Source organism: Nitrosomonas sp. JL21 (assembly GCF_009833095.1).
GTDB lineage: Bacteria > Pseudomonadota > Gammaproteobacteria > Burkholderiales > Nitrosomonadaceae > Nitrosomonas.
On record NZ_QRCB01000027.1, the window covers coordinates 31,734 to 55,217 of the forward strand.

Here is a 23,484-nt window from a genome sequence, read left to right on the forward strand (position 1 = left end):
CTTAGGGAATTGAGTTGGTTGTTACCGACTCATGGGAAGTGGAAGAAGCTGGGGTTCCGCCGGCAAAATGAGAGACCTTCGGCGCCGTCACACCGATATGAAAACGATTGATCGCTTCCTGGATGCGCTGATCTTCTCGGGTGATGCGCGCATGCTGTCGTAGATGGTCCAGCCAGGAATCGACCTGGAAGATCTCGATATAATGGCCAGGTGCAGCGAGATCCTCAAATACGCCCCAGGCAAACGCGCCATCCCGACGCCGGATGATTCCCAGTGATTGTATCGCCTGCAGAAAATCTGCCCGTCGGTCTATTGCAATGTTATATTCAATAGTCACCAGCACGGGGCCGCGATTTTTGTCCGGTTCTTCCGCGATGAGCGGGTGTGACCAATGATAAGACGGTGCAAGATCGGGTGGTTCCTGTGAACCGAGGCTGAATTTCCGCACCATCAACGCTGCGAGCACGGCGCCAGCAGCCGAAATCAGCATTGCAACCGGTGTGTTGGTATATGCGGCAACCCAGCCCCATAGCAAGCTGCCCAGCGTCATGCCGGCGAAAAATATCATGATATACAGGGATAACGCCCGTCCGCGAACCCAGGCTGGAACAGAAATCTGTGCGGCAACTTGCAGCGATGACAGGGTCGTGAGCCAAGCCGCGCCGCAAATCGCCATGACGACGCACAATGCCACTTCATTACGGATCGTCGCGATAGCCAGAGTAGTCAGCGCATAGACCGTGGTTGCGATAAACACCATGTGACCGCGAGTTGTCTGCGTGCGTATGCTGGGCAGCACGATAGCGGCAATGACCGCGCCGATTCCGGCAGAAGTCAATAAAAAACCATATGTTCCCGGGTTCCCCGCAAGCTCATGCCGCGCAATCAACGGCAGCAGAGCCCAGACGGAGCTTGCGAAGACAATGAAAGCGGTTGCACGAACCAGCACTGCACGAAAGGATGAGGCCATCCAGCTATAACGCAGTCCGGCCCGTAATGCCTGTAAGAAACGTTCGGACGGTAAAGCGTGCTCATCCGGCAGACGTTTCCAATACCATAACATGACGATCATGCCGATGAACGAAATCATATTGAGGCTATAAGCAACCCACGCGCCAAACTGAGCCAACACCAAACCGCCGATAGCAGGACCGATCGATCGTGATACATTCATCGACAGCGAATTCAGCACAACAGCTTGCGGTAGCAAGTTTCTGGGCACGAGTTCAGCAATGGCGGCGCTCAAGGCTGGCATTGCCATCGCCGTGCCCAATCCCAGGGCAAAAGTCAGAACCAGCAAACTCCAGGCATTCAATTGACCCGTTGCGGTGAGTACAGCCAGCATGGCCGCAGTCATCGTCATCCAGATTTGGGTGACGATCAGATAACGGCGGTGATCAATGGTATCGGTGAGCGCTCCCGCTATGAGTGCCAACATCACGACAGGTAGCGAAGTAGCCGCTTGCACCAGAGATACCATTACCGGAGAAGATGACAGATCGGTCATGACCCAGCCGGATGTGGTTGTGTTGATCCAGGTACCGATATTGGAACCTAATGATGCGAGCCAGAATATCCGGAATGCCGGAAGCTGTAAGGGTCCCCATGCGCCAGCAGGCGAGCCGGGCGAGGTATCAGCTCCAGAAGGTTGGCTCATCAGCGAAATGTCGGGCGTGAGGTGACGGGAAAATGAAGCCGGCCAGGCATCATACCCAACATGAACAACCCAGCGCGCCCCAGAAACCGTTTTGATCGGCGGCTGCCACGGCACTCTGGTAAGCGCGTCCATGCGCATGGCCATGCACAAGACAGCTATTGCCGCAGCCACAAGCCGTCGGCGCGAATGCGTGTACCGGTGCTGAGCCTGCTATTGACTTGGAGTAGCCGCCAAAGCGATTTACGGGCGACCAATCGGGCATCGCTGGCGGTAGCGGTGGCGCCAATCCGCTGAATTCATCAGCGGCGTAAACAATTTTGCCGTCAACCAGAGTCAGCACGGAAACCAATTGACGAATTTCATGGTCGGGAATTTCGAAATAATCTGCGGAAAGCACGGCCAGATCGGCATATTGGCCAGTTTTAATCTGTCCTTTCGCACCTTCTTCATTGGAGAACCAGGTATTTGCGTGGGTATAAAGGCGTAACGCGGTTTCACGGTCGATCAGATTTTCTTGAGGATATAGAGGCAGACCGCCGACAGTTTTGCCCGTGATCAGCCAGTACAGCGCATTCCATGGATCATAGCTGGCAACCCGGGTTGCATCGGTGCCTGCGCCGACGTTCACACCCATCTCCAGCATGCGCCGGTAGGGTGGCGTCCGCTCTGCTGCTTTGCGGCCGTAACGCTGCACGAAATATTCGCCTTGATACGCCATGCGATGCTGGATTGCTATGCCTCCGCCCAATTTGGCGATGCGCTCAAGGTTGCGGTCAGATACCGTTTCAGCATGATCAAAAAACCAGTGGAGGCCGTCAAAAGGAATCTCGCGGTTCACTTGCTCGAATACATCCAATGCTTGTGAAATCGTCTCATCATAGGTGGCATGCAGACGAAACGGCCAACGATGGCTGGCAAGGAGGCGCACAACGGCGCTCAGATCGTTTCCCATACCGGAAGGCAGATTCGGGCGCGGCATTCGGAAATCCTCGAAATCTGCTGCGGAGAAAACCAGCATTTCGCCGGCGCCATTGTGGCGGTAATAGCGATCGCCATATCCTGGTTGGATCATTTTGATCCATTTGGAAAAATCAGTGATTTCTTCGTTGGGCTTCTGCGTGAACAAATTGTAAGCAATCCGCAATGTCAGCTCGCCTGTCTTGTGCAGTTCTTCAATGACTTTGTAATCATCGGGATAATTCTGGTAGCCACCACCGGCATCGATGACGCTGGTTACGCCTAGGCGATTCATTTCGCGCATGAAATGGCGCGTGGAATTGATTTGGTACTCGTACGGCAATGACGGGCCCCGGGCCAGTGCTGAATAAAGAATCAGTGCATTGGGTTCCGCCAGCAACAGACCGGTGGGTTCGCCGTGGCTGTCCTTGGCGATCAACCCGCCCGGCGGATTGGGCGTCTCGCGATCGTAGCCGCAAGCGCGCAGCGCGGCGCGGTTCAGCAGGGCGCGGTCGTACAGATGCAATATGAAAACAGGCGTATCCGGCGCCACGGCATTGATTTCATCCAGCGTGGGCAAGCGTTTTTCTGCAAACTGCAGTTCGGAAAATCCCCCTACTACCCGCACCCATTGGGGCGCCGGCGTGCGCGCTGCCTGCTCTTTCAGGCGGCGCATCGCATCGGCCAGCGAAGGAAGGCCATCCCAGCGCAATTCCAGGTTATAGTTGAGTCCGCCGCGGATCAAGTGCAGGTGCGAATCAATCAATCCTGGAATGACACGGCGACGGTTAAGGTCGATGACATCCGTATCGTTGGCAGCCAGCCGCATGACCTCATCATCGCTAGCTACTGCAATGAATTGACCATTTGCGATCGCGACTGCGGTGGCGTGGGGATTCTGGCGGTCGAGCGTGGCGAATCGGCCGTTGCGCAGTATCAATTGGGCTTTTGGGTTCTGCATTGATGTTCCTCCAGAAGTTTCAGCAAGCACGCCAGCTTTCGAAAGCAATAAAGATGCTCCGGCTGCTTGCAGAATACGGCGCCGGTGTTGGTTTACCGCGCTGTTCCCCATGTTTCCTCGCCTTTGGAAATTGACTATTTATTTCTTGGTAATGGCGAAATAGCTCGTCATCAGGTTGCGGTAGTTAGGCAGATAGCTGGAAAATAAAGCGCCCAGGCCTTCGATATCATTACGCCAGTCACGGTGCAATTCACAAGCCACGCCAAACCAGCTCATCATCTGCACACCGGCTGACTGCATGCGCGCCCAGGCGGCATCACGGGTCACTTCATTGAAAGTGCCGGAGGCATCGGTAACTACAAATACTTCATAACCCTCCTCGATCGCGGATAACGCTGGAAAAGCAACACAGACTTCGGTCACCACACCGGCGATGATGAGCTGTTTGCGACCGGTTTTTTTGATCGCATTGACAAAATCCTCGTTATCCCAGGCATTGATATTGCCAGGGCGAGCGACATACGGCGCAGTAGGATGCATCTCCTTGATTTCCGGAACCAGCGGTCCATTCGGGCCGTCCTCAAAACTGGTGGTCAGGATGGTCGGCAACTTGAAATATTTGCCACAGGCTGTCAGGGCCAACACGTTATTCTTGAACTCATTTGGTGAAAAATCCTGTACCAGTGAAATCAGGCCTGCCTGATGATCCACCAATAGCAAAACAGCATCATCTTTAGAAAGCCGGTTGTATTTGAAAGTCTTGTTCATTATTGTGTTCCTTTCATTGGTTGTTGATTATGAGTTTTTAATACAGCGCATAGAAACGGTCACTGATGATCTTGCCATCCTTCCAGTGCTGAACCGCCACTTGATCAAACTTTTTGTGACCAAAATCTTTATGTTTGTATTCATAGTGCCATTCGGTCATCGTTACGTTTTCTCCTATGGCGGTCGATACAATTTCCGATTGGAGCCATGCTTCAACGCCTTCGAATAATTCGGATTCTCGTTCTTTGGCTTGCTTCAAGCCTTTCGCCACCACATCATTTTTCTCGATTACGATGCAATCGGGATGGTAATACTTATCCATCGATTCCAGAATTTCACCGTTGAGGATCATCCGATTCAGGTCGTTAAGTTTTTCTTCCAAGGTCATTTTTATTCCTAGTTCTTCGCTTTCTGTACGGCCTGAGCCTTGTCGTAACTCTCAATCAGCAGTCGATAGTGCAACATAGGATAATCTGCATAAAGATCAGCAAATGCCATTGCTTCTGGCCGATTCCATGTTACTTGCAGCTCAGAAATAACTGCGAGTGTATCGATAGGAATCACTCCCGCTTGTACAATGCGAGCAACAGTTAATTCTGTAGCCATTGTGCTCCAGTTGCCCGAAGCATCCACAACAGCATAGACTTTGTAGCCGTCAGCCACGGCGCTGATGGAAGGGAAGGCCATGCATACGCTGGTTAGCGTACCGGCAAGAATGAGCGTTTTACGCCCAGTGGCTTCAACCGCCTTAACAAAATCGGGGCTATCCCAAACATTGATTTCACCACGGCGCCCCACATACTGCGCGTGCGGAGCAGCTTGGTGGATTTCCGGAATCAATGGACCGTTCGGGCCATCCGGAACGGATGCGGAGGTAATCACCGGCATTTTGAGTATGGTTGCGACTTTGGCAAGTGCGATGGCATTGCGGCGCAAGTCTGATACCGGAATGTCCTTGACCAACTGGAATAGTCCGCTCTGGTGGTCGATCAGAAGCATCAGAGCTTCGTTGGGGTTGATGTGACTCATCGTATTTATTCTCCTGTGGTTTGATTAAATAAAAAAATTACCGCTTGAATGAGGCTGGCTGATTAAAACAATCTATGCCGTATGTGCTCGTGATATTTTTCCCATTTTGCCGCTCTGGTAGTCTATCTTGGCCTGGCGAATTTCCTCCGCAGTATTCATCACAAACGGGCCGCTGCCTGCGATCGGTTCGTCGATCGGTTCACCGCCCAATAACAGCGCGATGGTTTCGGGATCGCTGCTGATGCGGATATGATCGCCGGTTCGGTCAAACAGACCGACTTCCGCTGTATTGATAGTTTCAGAATTATTGACACGCACCGATCCCTTCAGCACTGCCAACAAGGTGTTGTAACCATCCGGCACGGCAAGGTCGATAGGTTGATTGCTGGTCAAACGCAAATCCCATACGTCCATCGGTGTGAAGGTGTGGGCTGGCCCAGTAGCTTCGCCGAATTTTCCTGCAATGACGCGCACCCGGCCTTTATTCTCCGGTAGATCGATGACAGGAATTTGACTAGCCAGGATACTTTGGTAGCGAGGTGGCGACATTTTGTCCTTGGCTGGCAAGTTGACCCACAATTGCACCATCTCCAGCACACCGCCATGTTGCGCAAATTCACGACCGTGGAATTCTTCATGAACCAGGCCGGAAGCAGCCGTCATCCATTGCACATCACCGGGGCCGATCTTGCCGCCACCACCGGAACTGTCACGATGCTCCACTTCACCGCTATACACGATAGTGACTGTTTCAAAACCGCGGTGTGGATGCTCTCCAACGCCGTGGCGCTGTTCGGTCGGCGAAAACTCCATCGGCCCGGCATAATCAAACAATAGGAAAGGACTGATCATCGAACCCAGTTCTGGATATGAAAACAAGGAACGTACCGGGAAACCGTCACCAACCCAGTGTTGCTGTACATTTCGTTGGGTGCGTATTAGTTTTTTGACAGATGCTTCAGGTTGTATCGTCGGCATGGCTTATTACTCTCCACAAGAAATTTATATTTACGTGATAGATTAATCCCATTAGCTTGGATTACAAGTACGCACAAACAGGATACCGTCAAAAAGGAGGTGAAAAATGCCCAGCAAAGCAGCTTATTGCTCGGTTGAAGTTACACTGAAAGTGATTGGGGGACGATGGAAGGTATTAATTATTAAGCAGCTATTAAACGGCACCATGCGATTTAATCAGCTGCAAAGAGATTTAGCAGGAATTACTCATCGCACCTTGAGCCGACAGTTGCGCGAGATGGAGGCAGATCAATTGGTTATCAGAAACGATTTCAACGAGATTCCTCCGCGCGTTGAATATTCGCTATCTCCGGTAGGGTATTCACTTAAAGCCATTCTGTTTGCGATGGATGAATGGGGAAGAAAATATCATGTTACGGTCAAATAATTCCGAGAACTTTATTTGTCTCTGGCATGAAATTTTTCCCATCCGCTCTGACTTAACTCTGTATTCGTATTGCATGCGGTTCAGTTGCATGCAACGCAGTAGCGCTATACAGTGACTATCGTGAGTAGCTTTCTCAGGTTTATCAATAAACAGGAAGATATCATGACAAAAATTCTCGGAATTACAGGAAGCCTGCGTAGTGGTTCGTTTAATACCGCTTTGTTGCGCACGGCTGCAGGGTTAATGCCAAGTGGCGTTACGCTGGAGATCGCAACACTCAAGGGTATCCCGCTCTATGACGGAGATGTCGAGGTCAATGAGGGTATTCCCGAAGCGGTTCTTGTGCTGCAAGAACAAATTGCTGCTGCCGATGGATTATTGCTCGCTACACCAGAGTACAACAATTCCATGCCGGGTGTATTCAAAAATGCGATCGACTGGCTATCGCGGCCACCCAGCGGTATTGCACGAATTTTTGGTGATCGTCCGGTTGCGGTGATCGGTGCGTCGCCTGGCGGATTCGGTACAGTTCTGTCCCAAAATGCTTGGCTTCCTGTATTACGAACATTAGGTATGCGTCCATGGTTTGGTGGGCGGCTACTCGTATCGCGGGCGCACCACGTTTTTAACGAATCAGGTGAGATGGTCGATGAAGCGGTGCGTAAGCAATTTCAAGATTTTCTTAATGGGTTTGCAGCGTTTGTTCAAGCCAGTAGCAAGTTGCGGAGCTGAAATTATTAACCCGATGTTAAGGTGAATCAGGAAGCCAGGGTGCCAGCAATGACTTGGCGTCGGATGAATTTGAACTAACAGTTGATCAATGCCTTAAAGGAAAGGGATTAGATTACTGGCGCATAAGCGTACAGGTCGTGGCCGAGGCAGTAACAATGATCAACCACTCGAAACAGCTGCGCTCTGCATCCCAATCTTTCCTAGGAGAACCATTATGGTGAATCGGAATATCACGCGCAGGCAATGTTTACTTGGGGCTTGTGGTTTGGGTTTGGGGATGGCTGTGGGTGTCAAAGCCGAAACACCTTCCTCCAACCCAATCAATGTGGAAAATGCGGAGCCTTACCCGCGTAACGCCAGTGAAGCGTTGGCGCGATTGAAAGATGGAAATCGACGGTTCATGGATGATAGGCCGCGTCATGCGCACGAAAATATTTCCTGGAGAAGTCTACTCGTCGAGACTCAAAGACCTTTCGCTACCATCCTGGGTTGCAGCGATTCGCGCGTGCCTCCCGAACTCATTTTCGACGCCGGATTTGGTGAGCTTTTCACGATACGGCTGGCCGGCAACATCATCTCGGAAGACGTGATCGGTTCTTTGCAATATGCCGTGGTTCATCTGCATATCCCGTTAATAGTCGTGCTGGGACATGAAGGTTGTGGAGCCGTTACCGCCACTGTGGAAGAGATGCTTGATAAGGTTAAGGAACCAGAACGTATTGAGTCGTTGATCCAATTGATCAAGCCCGGATTAAGCAAGCTCGATTTGAAGCAGAGCCATAGCGCTTTACTAAGCGCAGCCGTGGAGGCGAATGTTCGTTGGTCCATCCAGCAACTTTCTGCTCTTCCAGAAAGAAAACGGATCGTCGTAGAAAAACGCGCGATCCTGATGGGAGGCGTTTATGAGCTGGCGACGGGGCGCGTCCGTTTTCTTGATTAGATCGATGTGTTTAAGATATTTTTCATGACAACCTTAAGGGATTGATTTTTATCGTTCCGAAATGTGTGGTGTGCCCCATCTTGAAAAGTATATTTTCGAGTACTGGTTAACACTGCAATTTGCGCAGGCAATTAATCGGCACTTCCATAGGTTGTATTGATATTTCACAAGTCAGAGATATCCTATATGCCATCACATATTGTTATGGTCGGGGGAAAGCGTTTTCCACCAAATATCGATACTATACAAACTAATCCATCTTTGTATTACCCTCTTACGAGTCGAGCTTTGTAGGTATCAGAGGCTGATCTCTTTTTTTCGGTACCTCTTAGGAAACATTATGTAAGTAGCAAGTGGGTATGTTTTTTTTGAGATGAGCCATAACCTTGCTATATTTTCAGATTTAATCCGATGCATTTAGGAGGTGAGAATGTATCTGCCGAGCGATGAAGGAAAATGGAAAGTACTTGAGCATTCTCAAGCTGCCGTTGCCGTCAAGGAATTGAATGGTTGTGTGGAAACAGTCAGGGGCATCGATTCATTCCTTGAGTTGATTCCACCTTGGCAACTTCTCCGAACCAGAATCAAAAGCTCATCCCACACATCACTCCAAACAAAATTACTCGTCGAGTGTGTTCATCGTCGGGAGTTATCTTTCTATCCAGATAAAGAACTGTACCGGTTTTCTTGTGTGATCGATCAGATTAAGGCGTTGGCTGGTTATGAAAGGCTCGCCTACCTTTTTGCGGTCGGGCCTACTGGGCAAAACTCATCCGGTGAATCAAACAATTGGCTGTTACTCGACTGGGCTTCTGCAACGATTTTCTCGCTCAACAAACAAACTAACCTAGAGCTCACCAAACTGGAACCCGAAAAAATTCGGGATTACCTGATTTTCTTCTGCAACTTCCGGGGGAGCGATATGGATGAAGACGATACCATTGCGCCTTTCCTTATACCACCAACTATTGAAGACTTTGGTTGGGAAGATACACTGTCTACTCTCCAAGAAGTCGCGGAAAAACGGCACTGGAAGACTTTCCCGCTCAACTCAGCTAGTGATACTTCGACCGCCGATAGTCCTGACTTACCTGAAAAAAACGAAAATCAGAAACCGACTGGCGGCTGTATAGGAACATGCAGCGATGCTAAAACTGAGGTAATCAGCAAAAATAAAATTTATGAAGATATTAAAAAATTCTTTAACTTGACGAATGGAAATAATACTTCCCAGAATCCTCAATTAAATAAAGAAGAAAAAGACTCTAACCCAGTAGATTGTCATCATTTTGATGCCCTTGTTTGGCACAAGAATGAATTATTAGTTACCGAGTTTTCAGTTGATCTCAAAGAGGGAGTGGTTAGGGAATATAAAAATCCAATTCCAGTGGCGATGGAGCTGCCGATGCCACGTTGGGTTGTCAGGAAGGATGTGCATTTCATCCCGCTGCTTTGCCGCGAACAAAAACGGGAAAGTGTCACAGCGAAGGAATTGCTGGAACGTATTCAGAAACACATCACGGCACAGGCGTCACCTGTACGTTTGCGCGGCTTACGCGTGATAGAAGGCGTCAAGACTGCGGCAGAGTTTGCTGGGCCGGTAGTGCTGGAGAACGTCGAATTCATGGATGATGTCATTTTGGACGATGCCATTTTCAAGCATTCTCTGCATCTGATTGATTGCCGTTTCCTGCGCTGTTTAAGTGCAAAAAATACTGTTGTCGAAGGCGCAATTAATCTCAAAGACTCATATTTTTACGGTGCGGTTCAGGAAGTACCCGATATAGCAGATTCTATAGGCGAGAAATACTTGCCAACAATCGATCTGCAAAGTCTCAATGTGGAGAGCGGTTTTTTCGCAGATCGTGTGATCATTTTTGGCCGGGTTTCCGTTCAATGGGGAAGGATTCAGGGAGGAATGCGTGCTAGCGGTCTACAGGTATATCACAGAGGCAATGAGATAGATGGGAAAGCTGGATTGCTCGATTTCTCATATATGCAGGTCGACGGACCTTTGGATTTGCGCGGAGATATACGAACAAGCCGTGACCCAGACAGATTGCAGCGGACTATTATCCAAGGGAATGTAGTCATGCGGGGGCTTCGCAGTTATGACGTTCAACTGGATGGCCTACGCATCGATGGCGATCTCGATCTCCAGTCCTGCCACATCACCACTGCCTTGACGATGAATGTCGCCTCATGCAGTGATGGTGATGATTGTGAAGTTTTTTGGCGACCGTTTATCGACGGCAAATTTAGCGCCGAACGAGCTCAAATAGGGACAATGGATATTCGTGGGTGTTCCATTAAAAAATCGCTTAGGTTGATTGGCCTTAAACTAGCTGATTCCTTTTTTGCTAGACTAGACCGTCGCTTTCGGACACAAATAGGTGAAGACATTGTATTATCCGGCGCGGCGATAGGGGGCGATATCGACCTGGGCGGCGCGAAGATAGAACGCAATTTTGAGTATATTACCGGAAAGTGTGCTCTCCTGCGGATGAACCCTGAACCCTGGATGGAGCCTGGTAAGGGTCAGGATAAAGATATTCTTCATTTCTGCGAAACCATGGCAAGCGGTGTTTTTTTACAGGACCTTCACATCGACAGCGGCATGGATCTTACAGGTATCCAACTGAAGAGTTCAAACCAATCAGGCAACCACGGAAGTTCTTATGCCAGTGGCAGTTTTATTGCACACGGCATTCATTTGGGAGGTGGATTGCGTTTCTGGCGTGAAGATGGGCATCTGAGACTTCATGACCGCGTCGATCGGTTTTTATCCTCAATTAATAAAGAAAAAACCGAAGACTTAGGAAAGAGCATCGATGAGGCAATTAAAAAAATAAAGGCTTATATTTCCAATAACTTGGATTTGCGGGGCATTCATACGGCAGACTCGATCAATTTAGGGTGTTGTGAAGTGAAAGGGGATATTTGTCTGGAAAATGCCCATATAGGCGGTAGCCTGCGCGCCTACATTGAGGATGAGACTGAGGTATGTGAAGCTCAAAACTTCAAAGCCGATCTTGCTTATATCGATGGCGATGCAGATTTGCGTGGTATGAAAGTAGAGGGCAAACTGAGCGCGCATAATTTACAGGTCAACGGTAATGTACTGCTGGCTTGTCCAGATCTCAAAAAGAATGGTCAATGCGCGCAGATCGGAGATATGATCGATTTTGAAGGTATGCATACTGAAGCTCGCCTGGTGCTAAGCAGCAAGAATCTGATTCCCAAGGAAAACAATGAATCTAGTCGTATTATTCTGGCCAGATGTAATGTTGGGCAGCTCAGTATCCGAGATTTTAAGGGGGGCAAAACCAAGCCCGAATTTCCGCACTTTATGAATCTCTCGGCGATTCAGGTCGGTGATTGGTTCTTGGAAGAAAAAAAGCAAGTATTGGCATTACTTGAGAAAACAAAGCCATTCGACGCGGATAACTATATCGATATCGAGCACAGGCTTGCGCGGATCGGTGACAAGAAATTGGCTGATGAAGTTTATCGTACTATGAAAAACCATGTGAGTGATGAGAGTAGTCAGGTTGTTTCTGCAGATCTGTGGGAGCGCTTACTACAAGGACGCGATCGATTGCTGAATTGGCTTGTTAGGCTACCCGATTGGTTAAATAAGTTGTTTTCTGGTCATGGAACCCGTCCGGGATGGATGGTTGGTTGGTTAATTATTTGGATGTTGCCTGTTGTTTATGTCCTTAGCGATTTTCGCAATGTGGAGTTTGTGCTTACGGTTAATTGCTCGTATAAGGTTAATGAAGTGCAGCAGGCGGTTGGAGTTTCCTGCTCGAATAAAGTGAATGATGTGCAGCAGGTGGTCGGAGTTCCCTATTCGAATAATGAAAAATACGTTCTTAAAGAAAGTAGCTGGGATTTGGAGAAAGCGATCGGTTTGACCATGAGCTATGCCATTCCCTTTTATGGTAGTCGGCCGGATGTCGTGCGTGCCCGCTTGATCGGAGGAACTTGTTTCTGGTCACCAGGAGCATCCACAAACAGCCCGTGTAATGATCTTCCGATTTCACCTCATGGATTTGCAATGATTTTTTCAATTATCCAATTTATTTTATGGATTATGATTGCAGCCAATTTACCGACTATCATCCGCAGGCGACCGTGATGCCCGCACAAGCAGATATTATAAGCTTTCCGACATCAACCACATTGGCCTTCGTACCCAAGGCGCTGTGCACCAATCTCGATTCTCGTTAGTGCCAATCTGTGCCTTATTAGGGATTTTTTTGGGTTTCTTTAATGACTAGTAACGTGGTAAATCCGATGATTGTTTGTGAGCATAATTTTAATTAACAAATAGTTGAAACACGTATTGATCTGTAGATTTCAGGTGGGAAGTACTTAATTCTATTTAGTTTTGATTTTAAGAGTCACTTAAGAAAAAATACAATCAGTAGCAGAAGTTTGTAAGAAAATGACGATTTTCTAAAGGATGGCAAGTTTTGACACACGATCATCACGAACATAAACAGCATGGCGATGAGCATCACACGGGTAATCCGTCTGCAACGATTGATCCTGTCTGCGGCATGCAAGTCGACGTGCCTAACGCAAAATACTATGCGGAACATGGTGAACGGGCTTACTATTTTTGCTCGGCTTACTGCCGCGATAAATTCGTGACTGCGCCAGGTATCTACTTAGCCAGTAAGACTCCTGACGAAGAATCTCTGCCAGACGCGATTTATACCTGCCCTATGCATCCGCAAGTGCGGCAAATCGGGCCGGGAAGCTGTTCGATTTGCGGCATGGCGCTGGAACCGACCGAAGTATCGCTCGATGCTGCACCGAGCGAGGAACTCGTGGATATGACCCGCCGCTTCTGGATTGGTCTCCTATTAACCGCGCCGGTTTTCATCATGGAGATGGGCGGCCATCTGATCGGATTGACGCATTTAGTGTCACCCCAAACCTCCAATTGGTTGCAACTGTCATTGGCAACACCAGTGGTCTGGTGGGCGGGGTGGCCGTTTTTTGTGCGCGGCTGGCAATCGATCTCGAACCGCGCACTCAATATGTTCACACTCATTGCGATGGGTACCGGTGTGGCATGGATCTATAGCATTGTCGCAACCGTCGCACCCGGTCTCTTCCCTGATATTTTTCGCGGCGATGATGGTTCGGTCGCGGTTTATTTCGAAGCGGCGGCAGTCATCACCGTGCTGGTGCTATTAGGTCAGGTGCTGGAATTGCGCGCACGTGAACGCACGTCTGGTGCAATCAAAGCTTTGCTCAATTTGTCACCCACCACCGCTCGTCGTCTAGACGGGGGTGATGCCGAAGAGGAAATCAACCTGGATCAGGTAGTGGCAGGCGATCGATTGAGAGTACGGCCTGGCGACCGGGTGCCTGTCGATGGCCAAGTGATCGAAGGCAGTTCCAATATCGATGAATCGATGGTGACAGGTGAATCCATGCCGGTTCGCAAGCAATCCGGAGATCAGGTCATCGGCGGCACCATCAACGGCCAGGGCAGTTTTGTGATGCGCGCTGAGAAAGTTGGGCGTGACACCATGCTGGCGCAAATCGTCCGCATGGTATCGGAAGCGCAGCGCTCCCAAGCGCCGATTCAACGCTTGGCGGACATCGTTGCTGCCTGGTTCGTTCCGGCAGTGATTATAACTGCCATGCTGGCCTTCGCCGCCTGGGCGATCTGGGGGCCGCCGCCGGCCATGGCGCATGCACTGATCGCAGCCGTCAGTGTGCTCATCATCGCCTGCCCATGCGCATTGGGCCTGGCGACACCGATGTCGATCATGGTGGGCGTCGGACGGGGCGCGACTGCAGGTGTTCTGATCAAGAACGCTGAAGCATTGGAACGTATGGAAAAGATCGACACGATCGTGATCGACAAGACCGGTACGCTGACCGAAGGCCGGCCCAGAGTCACGGCAATCCGTCCTGCTGGCGGCAATATCGGTGAGGATGAACTGCTGCGCCTTGCGGCCAGTCTGGAGCAGGGCAGCGAGCACCCGTTGGCTGCCGCCATTGTAGCCGCAGCCAAGGAGCGCTCGATTGCGCTGGTTAAGGCGGCCGATTTCGATTCACCAGCTGGCAAAGGTGTGCTCGGCAGTGTCGATGGTCATCGGGTTGTGCTGGGTAACGCGAAATTTCTTGTGGAGCTGGATATTGATGCCCGGGTATTGGAAACGCAAACCGATGAACTGCGTCAGAATGGAGCCACCGTGATCTTCGTGGCGGTCGATGGCGTGATTGCAGGCATGATCGCCATTGCTGACCCGGTAAAGGGATCTACGCCTGCCGCTATCGATGCTTTGCATGCCGATGGCATCCGCATCGTCATGCTGACCGGAGACAACCGCACAACGGCTGAAGCGGTTGCCCGGCAACTGGGTATCGACGAAGTGGAAGCGGACGTGCTGCCTGATCAGAAAGCGGCAATCGTAACCCGATTGCGCCAACAAGGGCGAGTAGTTGCCATGGCGGGCGATGGCGTCAACGATGCGCCGGCTTTGGCCACCGCCGATGTCGGCATTGCCATGGGCACCGGCACCGATGTTGCGATTGAAAGCGCTGGCGTAACTTTGCTGCGCGGCGATTTGCTGGGAATTGTCCGGGCACGGCGTCTATCCGAAGCAACCATGCGTAACATACGCCAGAATCTGTTTTTTGCTTTTATCTACAATACGGCTGGTGTACCGATCGCAGCCGGCGTGCTTTTTCCATTCTTTGGCATCTTGTTGTCGCCGATTTTTGCGGCGGCAGCGATGTCGCTATCTTCGGTCAGCGTGATCGGCAATGCATTGCGATTACGCACGATAAAGCTGGAGTAGGTATGGAAAGGTAAATGGCGCTTCCGAATTGTTGATTTTTAAGCGATATAAAACGGATACTATTCAATTTCGGCAAAATTTCAGTTCATAACCTCATCAATCAGGAGACTTAGCATGGCAAAAGTTCTTGTTCTGTATTACAGCATGTATGGCCATATCGAAATCATGGCTCACGCGGTCGCTGAAGGCGTTCGCAGCGTCGAAAATACCGAGGTCGCCGTTAAGCGCGTCCCCGAGCTCATGTCGGAGGAGGTTGCACGTAGAGTTGGCGCGAAGCTTGATCAGGCAGCACCGATCGCGATGGCGGATGAATTGCCGGATTATGACGCCATTATCTTCGGCACGCCGACCCGTTTCGGCAATATGTGCGCGCAAATGCGCAATTTTCTTGATCAGACAGGCCGCATATGGCTGAATGGCGGCCTGATCGGTAAGGTAGGCAGCGTGTTCACATCCACGGGTACACAGCACGGCGGGCAGGAAACTACGATTACCTCATTTCATACCACTTTGCTCCATCATGGCATGATTATCGTGGGTGTCCCTTATTCCTGCCAGGAGATCATGAATATGAGTGAAATTACGGGTGGTTCACCTTATGGGGCAAGCACGCTGGCCGGCGGCGATGGCAAGCGCCAACCGTCCGGCAATGAAATCAAAGTTGCACATTTTCAAGGTGTTCACGTCGCGCAAGTGGCTAATAAATTGTCATCCTGATTCATGGGGTTTTGCTAGAATTTATAAGTTACCCAGGTGGTAAAGTAATCTACTTCCTTGGCTGCGTGTGCGGTTTTCAAAAAATCACTGGGAAAGAAATGCACATAACTTGCCAGGACGGTAACATGCGAAACTGGCTCCCAGGTTAGTACGAATGCGGGCGAGCTGCCCGAGTAATGCTTCTGATCGGCGGCGGAAGCAGGAGAAAAGATGGGTACGGTGGCGATGGAATAAATCGCATCATTGGCATTTTGCCGCCAGAAAAACCCCCAGTCGAAGGAAGCTTTTAGTTTTTCCATCAGTGAAAAGTTGAGCACGGGATGGATATGGATAAAATTGGATGGCCCACCCAAATCTGCCAGATTGAAATAAGCGCCGGTAGGAAATAGCGGATTGTAGGTGCCTAATGTAGATGACCTGCCATCTCCGCTGGTAATGTCCGCTCGCATGCCGATTTGAGGTTTTAACGGTAATTGCGAGAAACTGTAATGCGTATCGGAAGCAACCGCCCAAGCTCTAATATCATTTGAGCCGAACTGTCCGAATTGGCCGATGAATTCGAAGTTGTATCTCCAAGGTAAAGGATTGCCCCAAATTCTTGTACCCACCGTGTGCCTGACCTCGTGCCCTCTACCTTGTGCAAAAACGGCATGGCGATTATCGGAGCCTAAGTAATACAGATCGACATGACCGTCGGGTAATAGCGGCCAAGCGCTAGCTGCATAAATACCCCAGAGTGATTTATCCGGGTTACGGTCGTCGTCCAGTACGCCGGTCAAATTTCTGACGGGTTGGCCAAGGAAGCTATCCACCGACCAGTTTCCAAACTTAAACAATAGCTTGATGGCATCGAATGACCGTCGGTTATTGGGCGCCTCGCGGCCTGCGATCAGCCGCCCCGAGCCATATTCCAATTCTTGCCGACCAAAGCGCAAAGTCACCGAATGACTGCTGCCGAGCTTGGCGGTCAGATCCATAAACCCTTGATGGAGATCAAATGTATTTTCGTCTATGTCAGGTCTGGGGCCGGCTTTTCGCCAATCTTCCAGAGTGCTCATAAACTGGGTGAATATGCGGACATTTGCGCCCAGGTGCAAATCACCATGCAGCATATAACGCTGAAGCCAAGCATGATTGTTGCCGTGTGCGTCGGCAGATGCTTTACCATATCCTTCATTGTGGAAAAATTCGTAGCGTTGCCGCATTTCCCCGCCAATACTCAGATACCAATCTTCTTGACTGCCCAACGGTATGTACTTTGCCGGGCGCCAGAAGTCCGTGCTGTGAGGGGTGTTTCTCAGATAGCGATAGTCTTCCTGATAGCGCAGCGATTTATAATTGCCGCTGAGTGAATCCATTCCTTTTTTAGATACTTCATTCCGTTTATCTTCTTTACAGCAGGAATTGAATTCATGATCTGATTTTACCGATAATTTTTTTTCAAATGGCAGTGGTTCGCCGGCATTGGCGATTTTGACATCTTTGGCATTTGCCGAGCTTAAAAAAAAGGACGCATCAATAAAAAGCCATTCACCGTAAACCGCTATGAGTGCATGTAAAAACAAATAACCAAGAAATCGTGAATTCATAGAATTTAGTTTTCTGATTAAGCTATTGCTTTTTTTGTGGTTTCTTGGTATGCAGAAACTGAATGCCGGTGCGATCAATTTCTACAATGGGCGTGAATTGGTGCAATTTTCCTGATTTACCAATCGTGCAGTTATCCACAGAATCATTGTAGCACGCTGATATATCGTCATTTGTTTACTTGATGAGATGCAATACGAGGATATATGGGTTTTTAAAGGTAGAGGAGTGAAAGCAGGTTAGCCGTTCGTAGTATAAAAATATCAGGCCAAAGGTCAAATAAGCGTTTGCATGATTACGGATTGACAACTAAGCATCGATCATCCACGTCAGGTGTCTCGCTGTTGCCGTAAATAATTGCGCCATCCGCCTAAATGGCTGATATCTTCCGCTGCGCCGATCGCATGATGTTCGCACAGAAAGCCCTGGACCGTCTCACCGCTTGCCAAGCTCAACGTTCCGATTCCCAGTGGGGCGGGAATGCTGGCGATCAAGCTGCCTAATTCTCGCAGGGGTAACTCCCAGACTTCAACTTCGATTGCACAGCCTACTTGGCCAGGGTATACGCGAATCAAACCGGGGCGCCGCGGCGGGCCGCCCGGTAATGCATATAGCCGGTATTCGGGCGATGTGGTTGTACTGGCGATCAATCGGCCATGTCGGCTGGTCAATTGCCCATTCAAGGGCAAGCCGGATAAATGTGCGCCGCAGACCGCGATGCGTACCTGACCGGAATGCGATGCCGCAGAAAAATGCGCAGTGGCTGGAAATGGAATTCCGGTTGCCCCGAGCGGCAGGGAATACGCCTGCTGCAAGCGATGGGCCAGATGCAGCAACGGTTCATCCTGATGCGCTGGTGCAACCAATGTGATGCCAAATGGCAATCCATCCTGCTGAAAACCAGCCGGTACCGCGACCGCTGAATAATCTAGCAAATTCATGAAGTTAGTGTAATAGCCCAGATTGGTGTTGAGGCGGATGGGATCGTGCTGCAGCGCTTGAATGGTATAGATGGTTCCAGCGGTCGGGGTCAGCAGGCAGTCGATCATTGCCCACACTTGATTCGCCTGCCGTGCGATGTCGCGTAATTGATAAAAACCGTTGAAAGCATCGACCGCGGTATGTTGTTTGGCTGAGGCGATGATTTCCCGTACTGGCGAAATGACTTGGTTGTCGTGCCGATCAAAAAAGGGTTGAATGGCCGCATATCGTTCCGCAACCCACGGACCTTCATACAGAAGCCGTGCTGCTTGCAGAAACGGCTCGAAATCGATGTCGATGATTTCTCCGCCGAGTGCTTCAATCTGAGCGATTGCTTCTTTAAATAATCGTTCACTGTCGTGGTTGCCGAAAAAATTCAATTGCTGCGGACGCGGTATGCCGACGCGAAAATGCGCTGCATTGCCGAAATCAAAACCATGGCCTTCTCTGTCGCGGGAATAGCTATCTTCCTGCTCAAAACCAGCAGCGACCTCAAGAATGCGAGCTGCATCGGTTGCCGTATGCGTGAAAATGGATATTGTATCGAGGGAGCGGCAAGCCGAGACCATACCGATGGATGAAAACCATCCTTTAGTGGGCTTGTAGCCGATCAGGTTGTTGAACGCGGCGGGTACTCGGCCTGAGCCTGCAGTATCGGTGCCCAGGCTGAAACATACCTGCCCTTGGGCGACGGCCACGGCAGAACCTGAACTTGACCCTCCGGAAATATATGCAGGATCAAATGCGTTGCGGCAGACGCCATATGGAGACCGGGTGCCATTCAAGCCGGTAGCGAACTGATCGAGATTGGTCTTGCCGACCGGAATCGCCCCGGCATCGATCAATCGTTGCACCACTGTTGCAGATCGGGCGGGGAGATAGCCAAAGGCCGGACAAGCGGCAGTCGTAGGCACATCCACCAAATCGATATTATCCTTGATCGCAAACGGCACGCCATACAATGGCAATGCTTCCATTCCGAGCACTTCGACGTTGCGGGCATAACTTTTTAATGCCGCCAGCGGCAGGATCGAGATCCAGATGGCATTCTCGTCGTTTTGAATACTGTCATGCAGTGCTTCGACCATGTGCGTGGGCGTCAGTGTTTTAGTGGCATAGCGTTGCAGCAGCGATGGAATATCGCCCAGTGGCAGGAAATTGTCCATCAGCCTTTTCCTTCCTGCATGATGAACAATACCTGGCCTGCCGAGACATAGCTTCCTTGCTGGCAGAAGAGCTGCTGTACCGTACCGGTAACCGGGGAGTCGACCGGAAATTCCATTTTCATCGATTCGATCATCATCACCGTTTGACCTGCGCTGATCGATCCACCTTCATCAATCAGCATTTTCCAGATCGTGCCGGTCACCGGTGAGCTGATCGCGTGTGCACCGCTGGGCAGATCCAGCTCACTTTGCGCATCGGCTTCTTCAAGCGTGTCTTCATCCACATACTGCGATTGGCCCTGAGCTTCCCAGCGCTGACGCTCGGCTTCAAATGCCGCCTGTTGCTGGGTTTTGAAAGCGGCGATGCTGGTGGCATGTTGTTGCAGATAAGCGTTATATTGCCCGAGGTTCAACGTCGTTTGCTCGGTGCGCAGTTTGAAATGCCCGCTGATGAAATCCTTGCGCAATGTCAGTAGCTCGCTTTCACTGACGGGGTAAAAACGGATCTGGTCAAAAAAGCGCAGCAGCCACGGTTGGCCGTCCTTGAAATCGGCAGTCTGGCGGTAGCGATTCCACATTTGCACGGTACGGCCGACGAATTGATAGCCTCCCGGGCCTTCCATGCCATAGACGCATAAATAAGCGCCGCCGATGCCGACGGCATTTTCCGGCGTCCAGGTGCGAGCCGGATTGTATTTGGTCGTGACCAGCCGGTGGCGCGGATCCAGCGGCGTTGCTACCGGTGCGCCGAGATAAACATCCCCGAGTCCCATGACTAGGTAGCTGGCTGAAAATACAATGTGCCGGACGTCTTCGATGCTTTCCAGTCCATTGATGCGGCGGATGAATTCGATATTGCTTGGGCACCACGGCGCATCGCTGCGCACCGATTGCATGTACTTGTCGATTGCCTGCCGTGTTGCGGCATCATCCCAGGATAGGGGGAGATGAATGATGCGGGAAGGCACTTCCATGTCATCGATGGCAGGCAATTGGCTTTCCGCGGCAATCAACAGCTTGAGCAGATGATCACGGGTAATGCTGAGCGAGTCAAAATGGATCTGCAGCGAACGGATCCCCGGCGTCAAGTCGATAATGCCGTGCAATTCACCGTGATCGATGCGTTGCTGCAGCCAGATCATCAACGCATGCGCGCGAAAGCGCAGGTTCAGATCGAGAACCGGAGGGCCATACTCGATCAATAGATAATGATCGCCCGATTGCCGGTAAGTCACTTCTACCTGGGCATTGTTCGCCGCAATGCGATGCAATACAGGATCTTGCAAGGGCGCCGGATGTATATTGATGAGCGGTTCGCGATCTGCTTGCAACCGTTCAATCCATTGGTTCTGTTGTTTCTCGAGGCCGGGCGCCGGCTCAGCCGGTATCGCATGGAAACGGATGCTGTCGCCCGGTCTGAGCTGGCCGATTTTCCACAATTCAGCCTGGATGATCGTGACCGGGCAGACGAATCCACCCAGGCTGGGGCCATCCGGGCCGAGGATGATCGGCATGTCGCCGGTGAAATCGACTGCGCCGACGGCATAGGCATTGTCGTGAATATTAGAAGGGTGCAGCCCGGCTTCGCCGCCGTCAGTTCGTGCCCATTGCGGTTTCGGGCCGATCAGGCGCACGCCGGTGCGGCTGGAATTGTGATGCACTTTCCAATCAGCCGCAAAGAATTGCTCGATATCGGCTGCAGTGAAGAAATCCGGCGCGCCATGCGGCCCGTACAATACGGCGATTTCCCATTGATGGGAGTAATTCGGAATCAACGGCTGCGGCAGTTGCTGGGATACAAATGTTAAAGTAGCAGACACGGGCTCGACATGCAGTACGTCACCGGCGCGCAGCACGCGGCCTGCGTGGCCGCCGAATTGACCGAGCGTGAAGGTGGATTTGCTGCCGAGATAGTCGGGTACCTGAAAGCCGCCGTGCACTGCCAGATAAGCCCGGCTACCGGCTTGATCGATTTTGCCGAACTGCAGCAATGACCCTGCTGTGACGCGATGCGATCGCCACTGCGCCAACGGTTCACTGTCCAGTAATACTTCCATCGGCGCGCCGCAGATCGCAATGATGCTGTCGCAATTGAAGCGCAGCGTGGGGCCGGCCAGAGTGATTTCCAGTCCGGCACACGCCGGGGTATTATTCACCAATCGATTGGCAAGGCGGAAGGCCAGGCTGTCCATCGGTCCGGAGGGCGGTACACCGATGTTCCAATAGCCGGTGCGCCCGGGATAATCCTGGATCATGGTCTGGACACCGGCGCTCAGAACGTCAACCGTGTTAGGGTGATAATGGAAGCCATTCAGAAACTGCGTAGTCGATTGTCCGTTGCGGAAGGTCGTGCTGTGCAGAATCTGCTTCAGATAGTCGAGATTGGTTTCGATGCCATGCAGCGAGGTCTGATCCAGCGCGCTGATCAATCGGGAGATGGCCGTATCGCGATCCGGTGCATGCACGATGATTTTTGCCAGCATTGGATCGTAAAAAGCAGACACATCAATGCCTCGCTCGATCCACGTTTCAACGCGCGCATCGGCAGAAAATTCCGCTGCGGTCAGGGTGCCGCTCGACGGCTGAAAATCCTTGGCGGGATTTTCAGCATACACGCGAACCTGGATCGAAGCGCCTTGAGACGTGACCGGTGCCGCATCGAGATTCATGAGATCCCCGGCAGCCTGCCGCACCATCCACTCGACCAGATCGACGCCGGTGACTTCTTCCGTGACGCCATGTTCGACCTGCAAGCGCGTGTTGACTTCGAGGAAATAGAATTGACCGGTGGCGGCGTCGAAAATAAATTCAACCGTGCCTGCAGACTGATAATTCACCGCCTTACCCAAACGTACTGCGGTCTCCAGCAATGCCTGGCGCAGCGGCGGTGCAAGATTAGGGGCGGGGGTTTCCTCGATGACTTTCTGATTGCGCCGCTGCATCGAGCAATCGCGCTCGCCCAGTGCGACGACATGACCCTGACCATCGCCGAAAATCTGCACTTCGATATGCCGCGCCTGAGAAACATATTTTTCCAGAAACAGGCCGGCATCCTTGAAATTATTCTGCGCCAGCGTTTTGACCGACTCATAGGCGCCGGTCAATTCTTCCTGATTCCAGCACAACCGCATGCCGATTCCACCGCCGCCGGCAGTGCTTTTCAACATGACCGGATAACCGATATGTTTGGCCTGATGACAAGCCGCGTCAAGATTCTCCAGTAGCTCACTTCCCGGCAGCAGTGGCACCTGATTTTCCAGCGCTATCGCGCGGGCAGTGTGCTTCAAGCCGAACGCGCGCATTTGCTGCGGCGTCGGGCCGATGAATGAGATGCCATGCGCGGCGCATTGCTCGGCAAAATCAGCTTTCTCGCTGAGAAAGCCGTAGCCGGGATGGATCGCTTGCGCGCCCGACTGACGCGCAACACCGAGAATTTTATCGGTGTTCAAATAACTGTCAGCCGCAACGCCGCTGCCGATGCAATACGCCTCATCGGCGTCGACCACATGCCGCGATAGCGCATCGGCTTCGGTATAGACGGCGATGCTGCGTATTCCCATGCGCCGCAATGTGCGAATGATGCGGCAGGCAATGGCGCCACGGTTGGCGATCAGGATGGTATGAAATATCATGTCCTTCTCCTTCTCCTTGGAAACTCTAAAGACTACTGCGGTCATACTGCGTCGAAACCAGGCTCAGAATGCTCATTTACACTCTCTGAGCTTCATTTTTTCATCTGATTTTGCCTTGTCTG

15 protein-coding genes are annotated in these 23,484 nt (G+C 51.1%); 6 read left to right on the forward strand and 9 right to left on the reverse strand.

Annotation, left to right across the window (positions count from 1 at the left end; genetic code table 11):
* Position 1: 1 nt before the first annotated feature.
* From ABF87_RS09340 to ABF87_RS09365, 6 genes are all read right to left on the reverse strand, one after another.
* On the reverse strand, positions 2–1,801 hold the full coding sequence (locus ABF87_RS09340) for an MFS transporter (RefSeq protein ID WP_240143615.1): 1,800 nt from the start codon (positions 1,799–1,801) through the stop codon (positions 2–4).
* Positions 1,707–3,686 (reverse strand): amidohydrolase, encoded by a 1,980-nt coding sequence (locus ABF87_RS09345; RefSeq protein WP_160828861.1) that lies wholly within the window; start codon positions 3,684–3,686, stop codon positions 1,707–1,709. The genes ABF87_RS09340 and ABF87_RS09345 overlap by 95 nt, the downstream gene beginning before the upstream one ends.
* 27 nt (positions 3,687–3,713) lie before the next feature.
* Positions 3,714–4,343 (reverse strand): isochorismate family cysteine hydrolase YcaC, encoded by a 630-nt coding sequence (ycaC, locus tag ABF87_RS09350; RefSeq protein WP_160828862.1) that lies wholly within the window; start codon positions 4,341–4,343, stop codon positions 3,714–3,716.
* Between the two features lie 37 nt (positions 4,344–4,380).
* Positions 4,381–4,731, reverse strand: coding sequence for a SnoaL-like domain-containing protein (locus ABF87_RS09355; RefSeq protein ID WP_160828863.1), 351 nt, complete (start codon positions 4,729–4,731; stop codon positions 4,381–4,383).
* Positions 4,732–4,739: 8 nt separating this feature from the next.
* Positions 4,740–5,372, reverse strand: coding sequence for an isochorismatase family protein (locus tag ABF87_RS09360; RefSeq protein WP_160828864.1), 633 nt, complete (start codon positions 5,370–5,372; stop codon positions 4,740–4,742).
* A 72-nt stretch (positions 5,373–5,444) separates the two neighbouring features.
* Positions 5,445–6,350, reverse strand: a complete 906-nt coding sequence (locus ABF87_RS09365; RefSeq protein ID WP_160828865.1) for a pirin family protein — start codon at positions 6,348–6,350, stop codon at positions 5,445–5,447.
* Positions 6,351–6,456: 106 nt separating this feature from the next.
* Here ABF87_RS09365 and ABF87_RS09370 point away from each other — a divergent pair, with 106 nt between their 5' ends.
* The 6 genes from ABF87_RS09370 (at position 6,457) to wrbA (ending at position 15,996) form a co-directional block, all read left to right on the forward strand.
* Positions 6,457–6,777 carry a helix-turn-helix domain-containing protein gene (locus tag ABF87_RS09370; RefSeq protein WP_160828866.1) on the forward strand — a complete coding sequence of 107 codons (321 nt, stop codon included), beginning with the start codon at positions 6,457–6,459 and terminating at the stop codon, positions 6,775–6,777.
* Between the two features lie 162 nt (positions 6,778–6,939).
* Positions 6,940–7,509: an NADPH-dependent FMN reductase gene (locus ABF87_RS09375; RefSeq protein ID WP_160828867.1), complete on the forward strand. Its 570-nt coding sequence runs from the start codon at positions 6,940–6,942 to the stop codon at positions 7,507–7,509.
* Between the two features lie 214 nt (positions 7,510–7,723).
* On the forward strand, positions 7,724–8,449 hold the full coding sequence (locus ABF87_RS09380; RefSeq protein ID WP_160828868.1) for a carbonic anhydrase: 726 nt from the start codon (positions 7,724–7,726) through the stop codon (positions 8,447–8,449).
* Between the two features lie 430 nt (positions 8,450–8,879).
* Positions 8,880–12,590, forward strand: a complete 3,711-nt coding sequence (locus ABF87_RS09385; protein ID WP_160828869.1) for a hypothetical protein — start codon at positions 8,880–8,882, stop codon at positions 12,588–12,590.
* Positions 12,591–12,927: 337 nt separating this feature from the next.
* Positions 12,928–15,279 (forward strand): heavy metal translocating P-type ATPase, encoded by a 2,352-nt coding sequence (locus ABF87_RS09390; protein ID WP_160828870.1) that lies wholly within the window; start codon positions 12,928–12,930, stop codon positions 15,277–15,279.
* Between the two features lie 114 nt (positions 15,280–15,393).
* Positions 15,394–15,996: an NAD(P)H:quinone oxidoreductase gene (gene wrbA, locus ABF87_RS09395; protein WP_160828871.1), complete on the forward strand. Its 603-nt coding sequence runs from the start codon at positions 15,394–15,396 to the stop codon at positions 15,994–15,996.
* Positions 15,997–16,010: 14 nt separating this feature from the next.
* Here wrbA and ABF87_RS09400 read toward each other — a convergent pair whose 3' ends face one another.
* The 3 genes from ABF87_RS09400 to uca form a co-directional block, all read right to left on the reverse strand.
* On the reverse strand, positions 16,011–17,585 hold the full coding sequence (locus ABF87_RS09400) for an alginate export family protein (protein ID WP_205012680.1): 1,575 nt from the start codon (positions 17,583–17,585) through the stop codon (positions 16,011–16,013).
* Between the two features lie 327 nt (positions 17,586–17,912).
* Positions 17,913–19,730 carry an allophanate hydrolase gene (gene atzF, locus ABF87_RS09405; protein WP_160828872.1) on the reverse strand — a complete coding sequence of 606 codons (1,818 nt, stop codon included), beginning with the start codon at positions 19,728–19,730 and terminating at the stop codon, positions 17,913–17,915.
* Complete coding sequence (gene uca / locus ABF87_RS09410; RefSeq protein WP_160828904.1) at positions 19,730–23,359, reverse strand: urea carboxylase; 3,630 nt, start codon at positions 23,357–23,359, stop codon at positions 19,730–19,732. Before uca ends, atzF begins: the two co-directional genes overlap by 1 nt.
* Positions 23,360–23,484 lie beyond the last annotated feature (125 nt).

Excerpts from the sequence above, each read along its gene's own strand:
- ABF87_RS09340 (WP_240143615.1), bottom strand. The coding sequence starts at position 1,801 with ATGGCCATGCGCATGGACGCGCTTACCAGAGTGCCGTGGCAGCCGCCG.
- ABF87_RS09345 (WP_160828861.1), bottom strand. The coding sequence starts at position 3,686 with ATGGGGAACAGCGCGGTAAACCAACACCGGCGCCGTATTCTGCAAGCA.
- ycaC (WP_160828862.1), bottom strand. The coding sequence starts at position 4,343 with ATGAACAAGACTTTCAAATACAACCGGCTTTCTAAAGATGATGCTGTT.
- ABF87_RS09355 (WP_160828863.1), bottom strand. The coding sequence starts at position 4,731 with ATGACCTTGGAAGAAAAACTTAACGACCTGAATCGGATGATCCTCAAC.
- ABF87_RS09360 (WP_160828864.1), bottom strand. The coding sequence starts at position 5,372 with ATGAGTCACATCAACCCCAACGAAGCTCTGATGCTTCTGATCGACCAC.
- ABF87_RS09365 (WP_160828865.1), bottom strand. The coding sequence starts at position 6,350 with ATGCCGACGATACAACCTGAAGCATCTGTCAAAAAACTAATACGCACC.
- ABF87_RS09370 (WP_160828866.1), top strand. The coding sequence starts at position 6,457 with ATGCCCAGCAAAGCAGCTTATTGCTCGGTTGAAGTTACACTGAAAGTG.
- ABF87_RS09375 (WP_160828867.1), top strand. The coding sequence starts at position 6,940 with ATGACAAAAATTCTCGGAATTACAGGAAGCCTGCGTAGTGGTTCGTTT.
- ABF87_RS09380 (WP_160828868.1), top strand. The coding sequence starts at position 7,724 with ATGGTGAATCGGAATATCACGCGCAGGCAATGTTTACTTGGGGCTTGT.
- ABF87_RS09385 (WP_160828869.1), top strand. The coding sequence starts at position 8,880 with ATGTATCTGCCGAGCGATGAAGGAAAATGGAAAGTACTTGAGCATTCT.
- wrbA (WP_160828871.1), top strand. The coding sequence starts at position 15,394 with ATGGCAAAAGTTCTTGTTCTGTATTACAGCATGTATGGCCATATCGAA.
- ABF87_RS09400 (WP_205012680.1), bottom strand. The coding sequence starts at position 17,585 with ATGAATTCACGATTTCTTGGTTATTTGTTTTTACATGCACTCATAGCG.
- atzF (WP_160828872.1), bottom strand. The coding sequence starts at position 19,730 with ATGGACAATTTCCTGCCACTGGGCGATATTCCATCGCTGCTGCAACGC.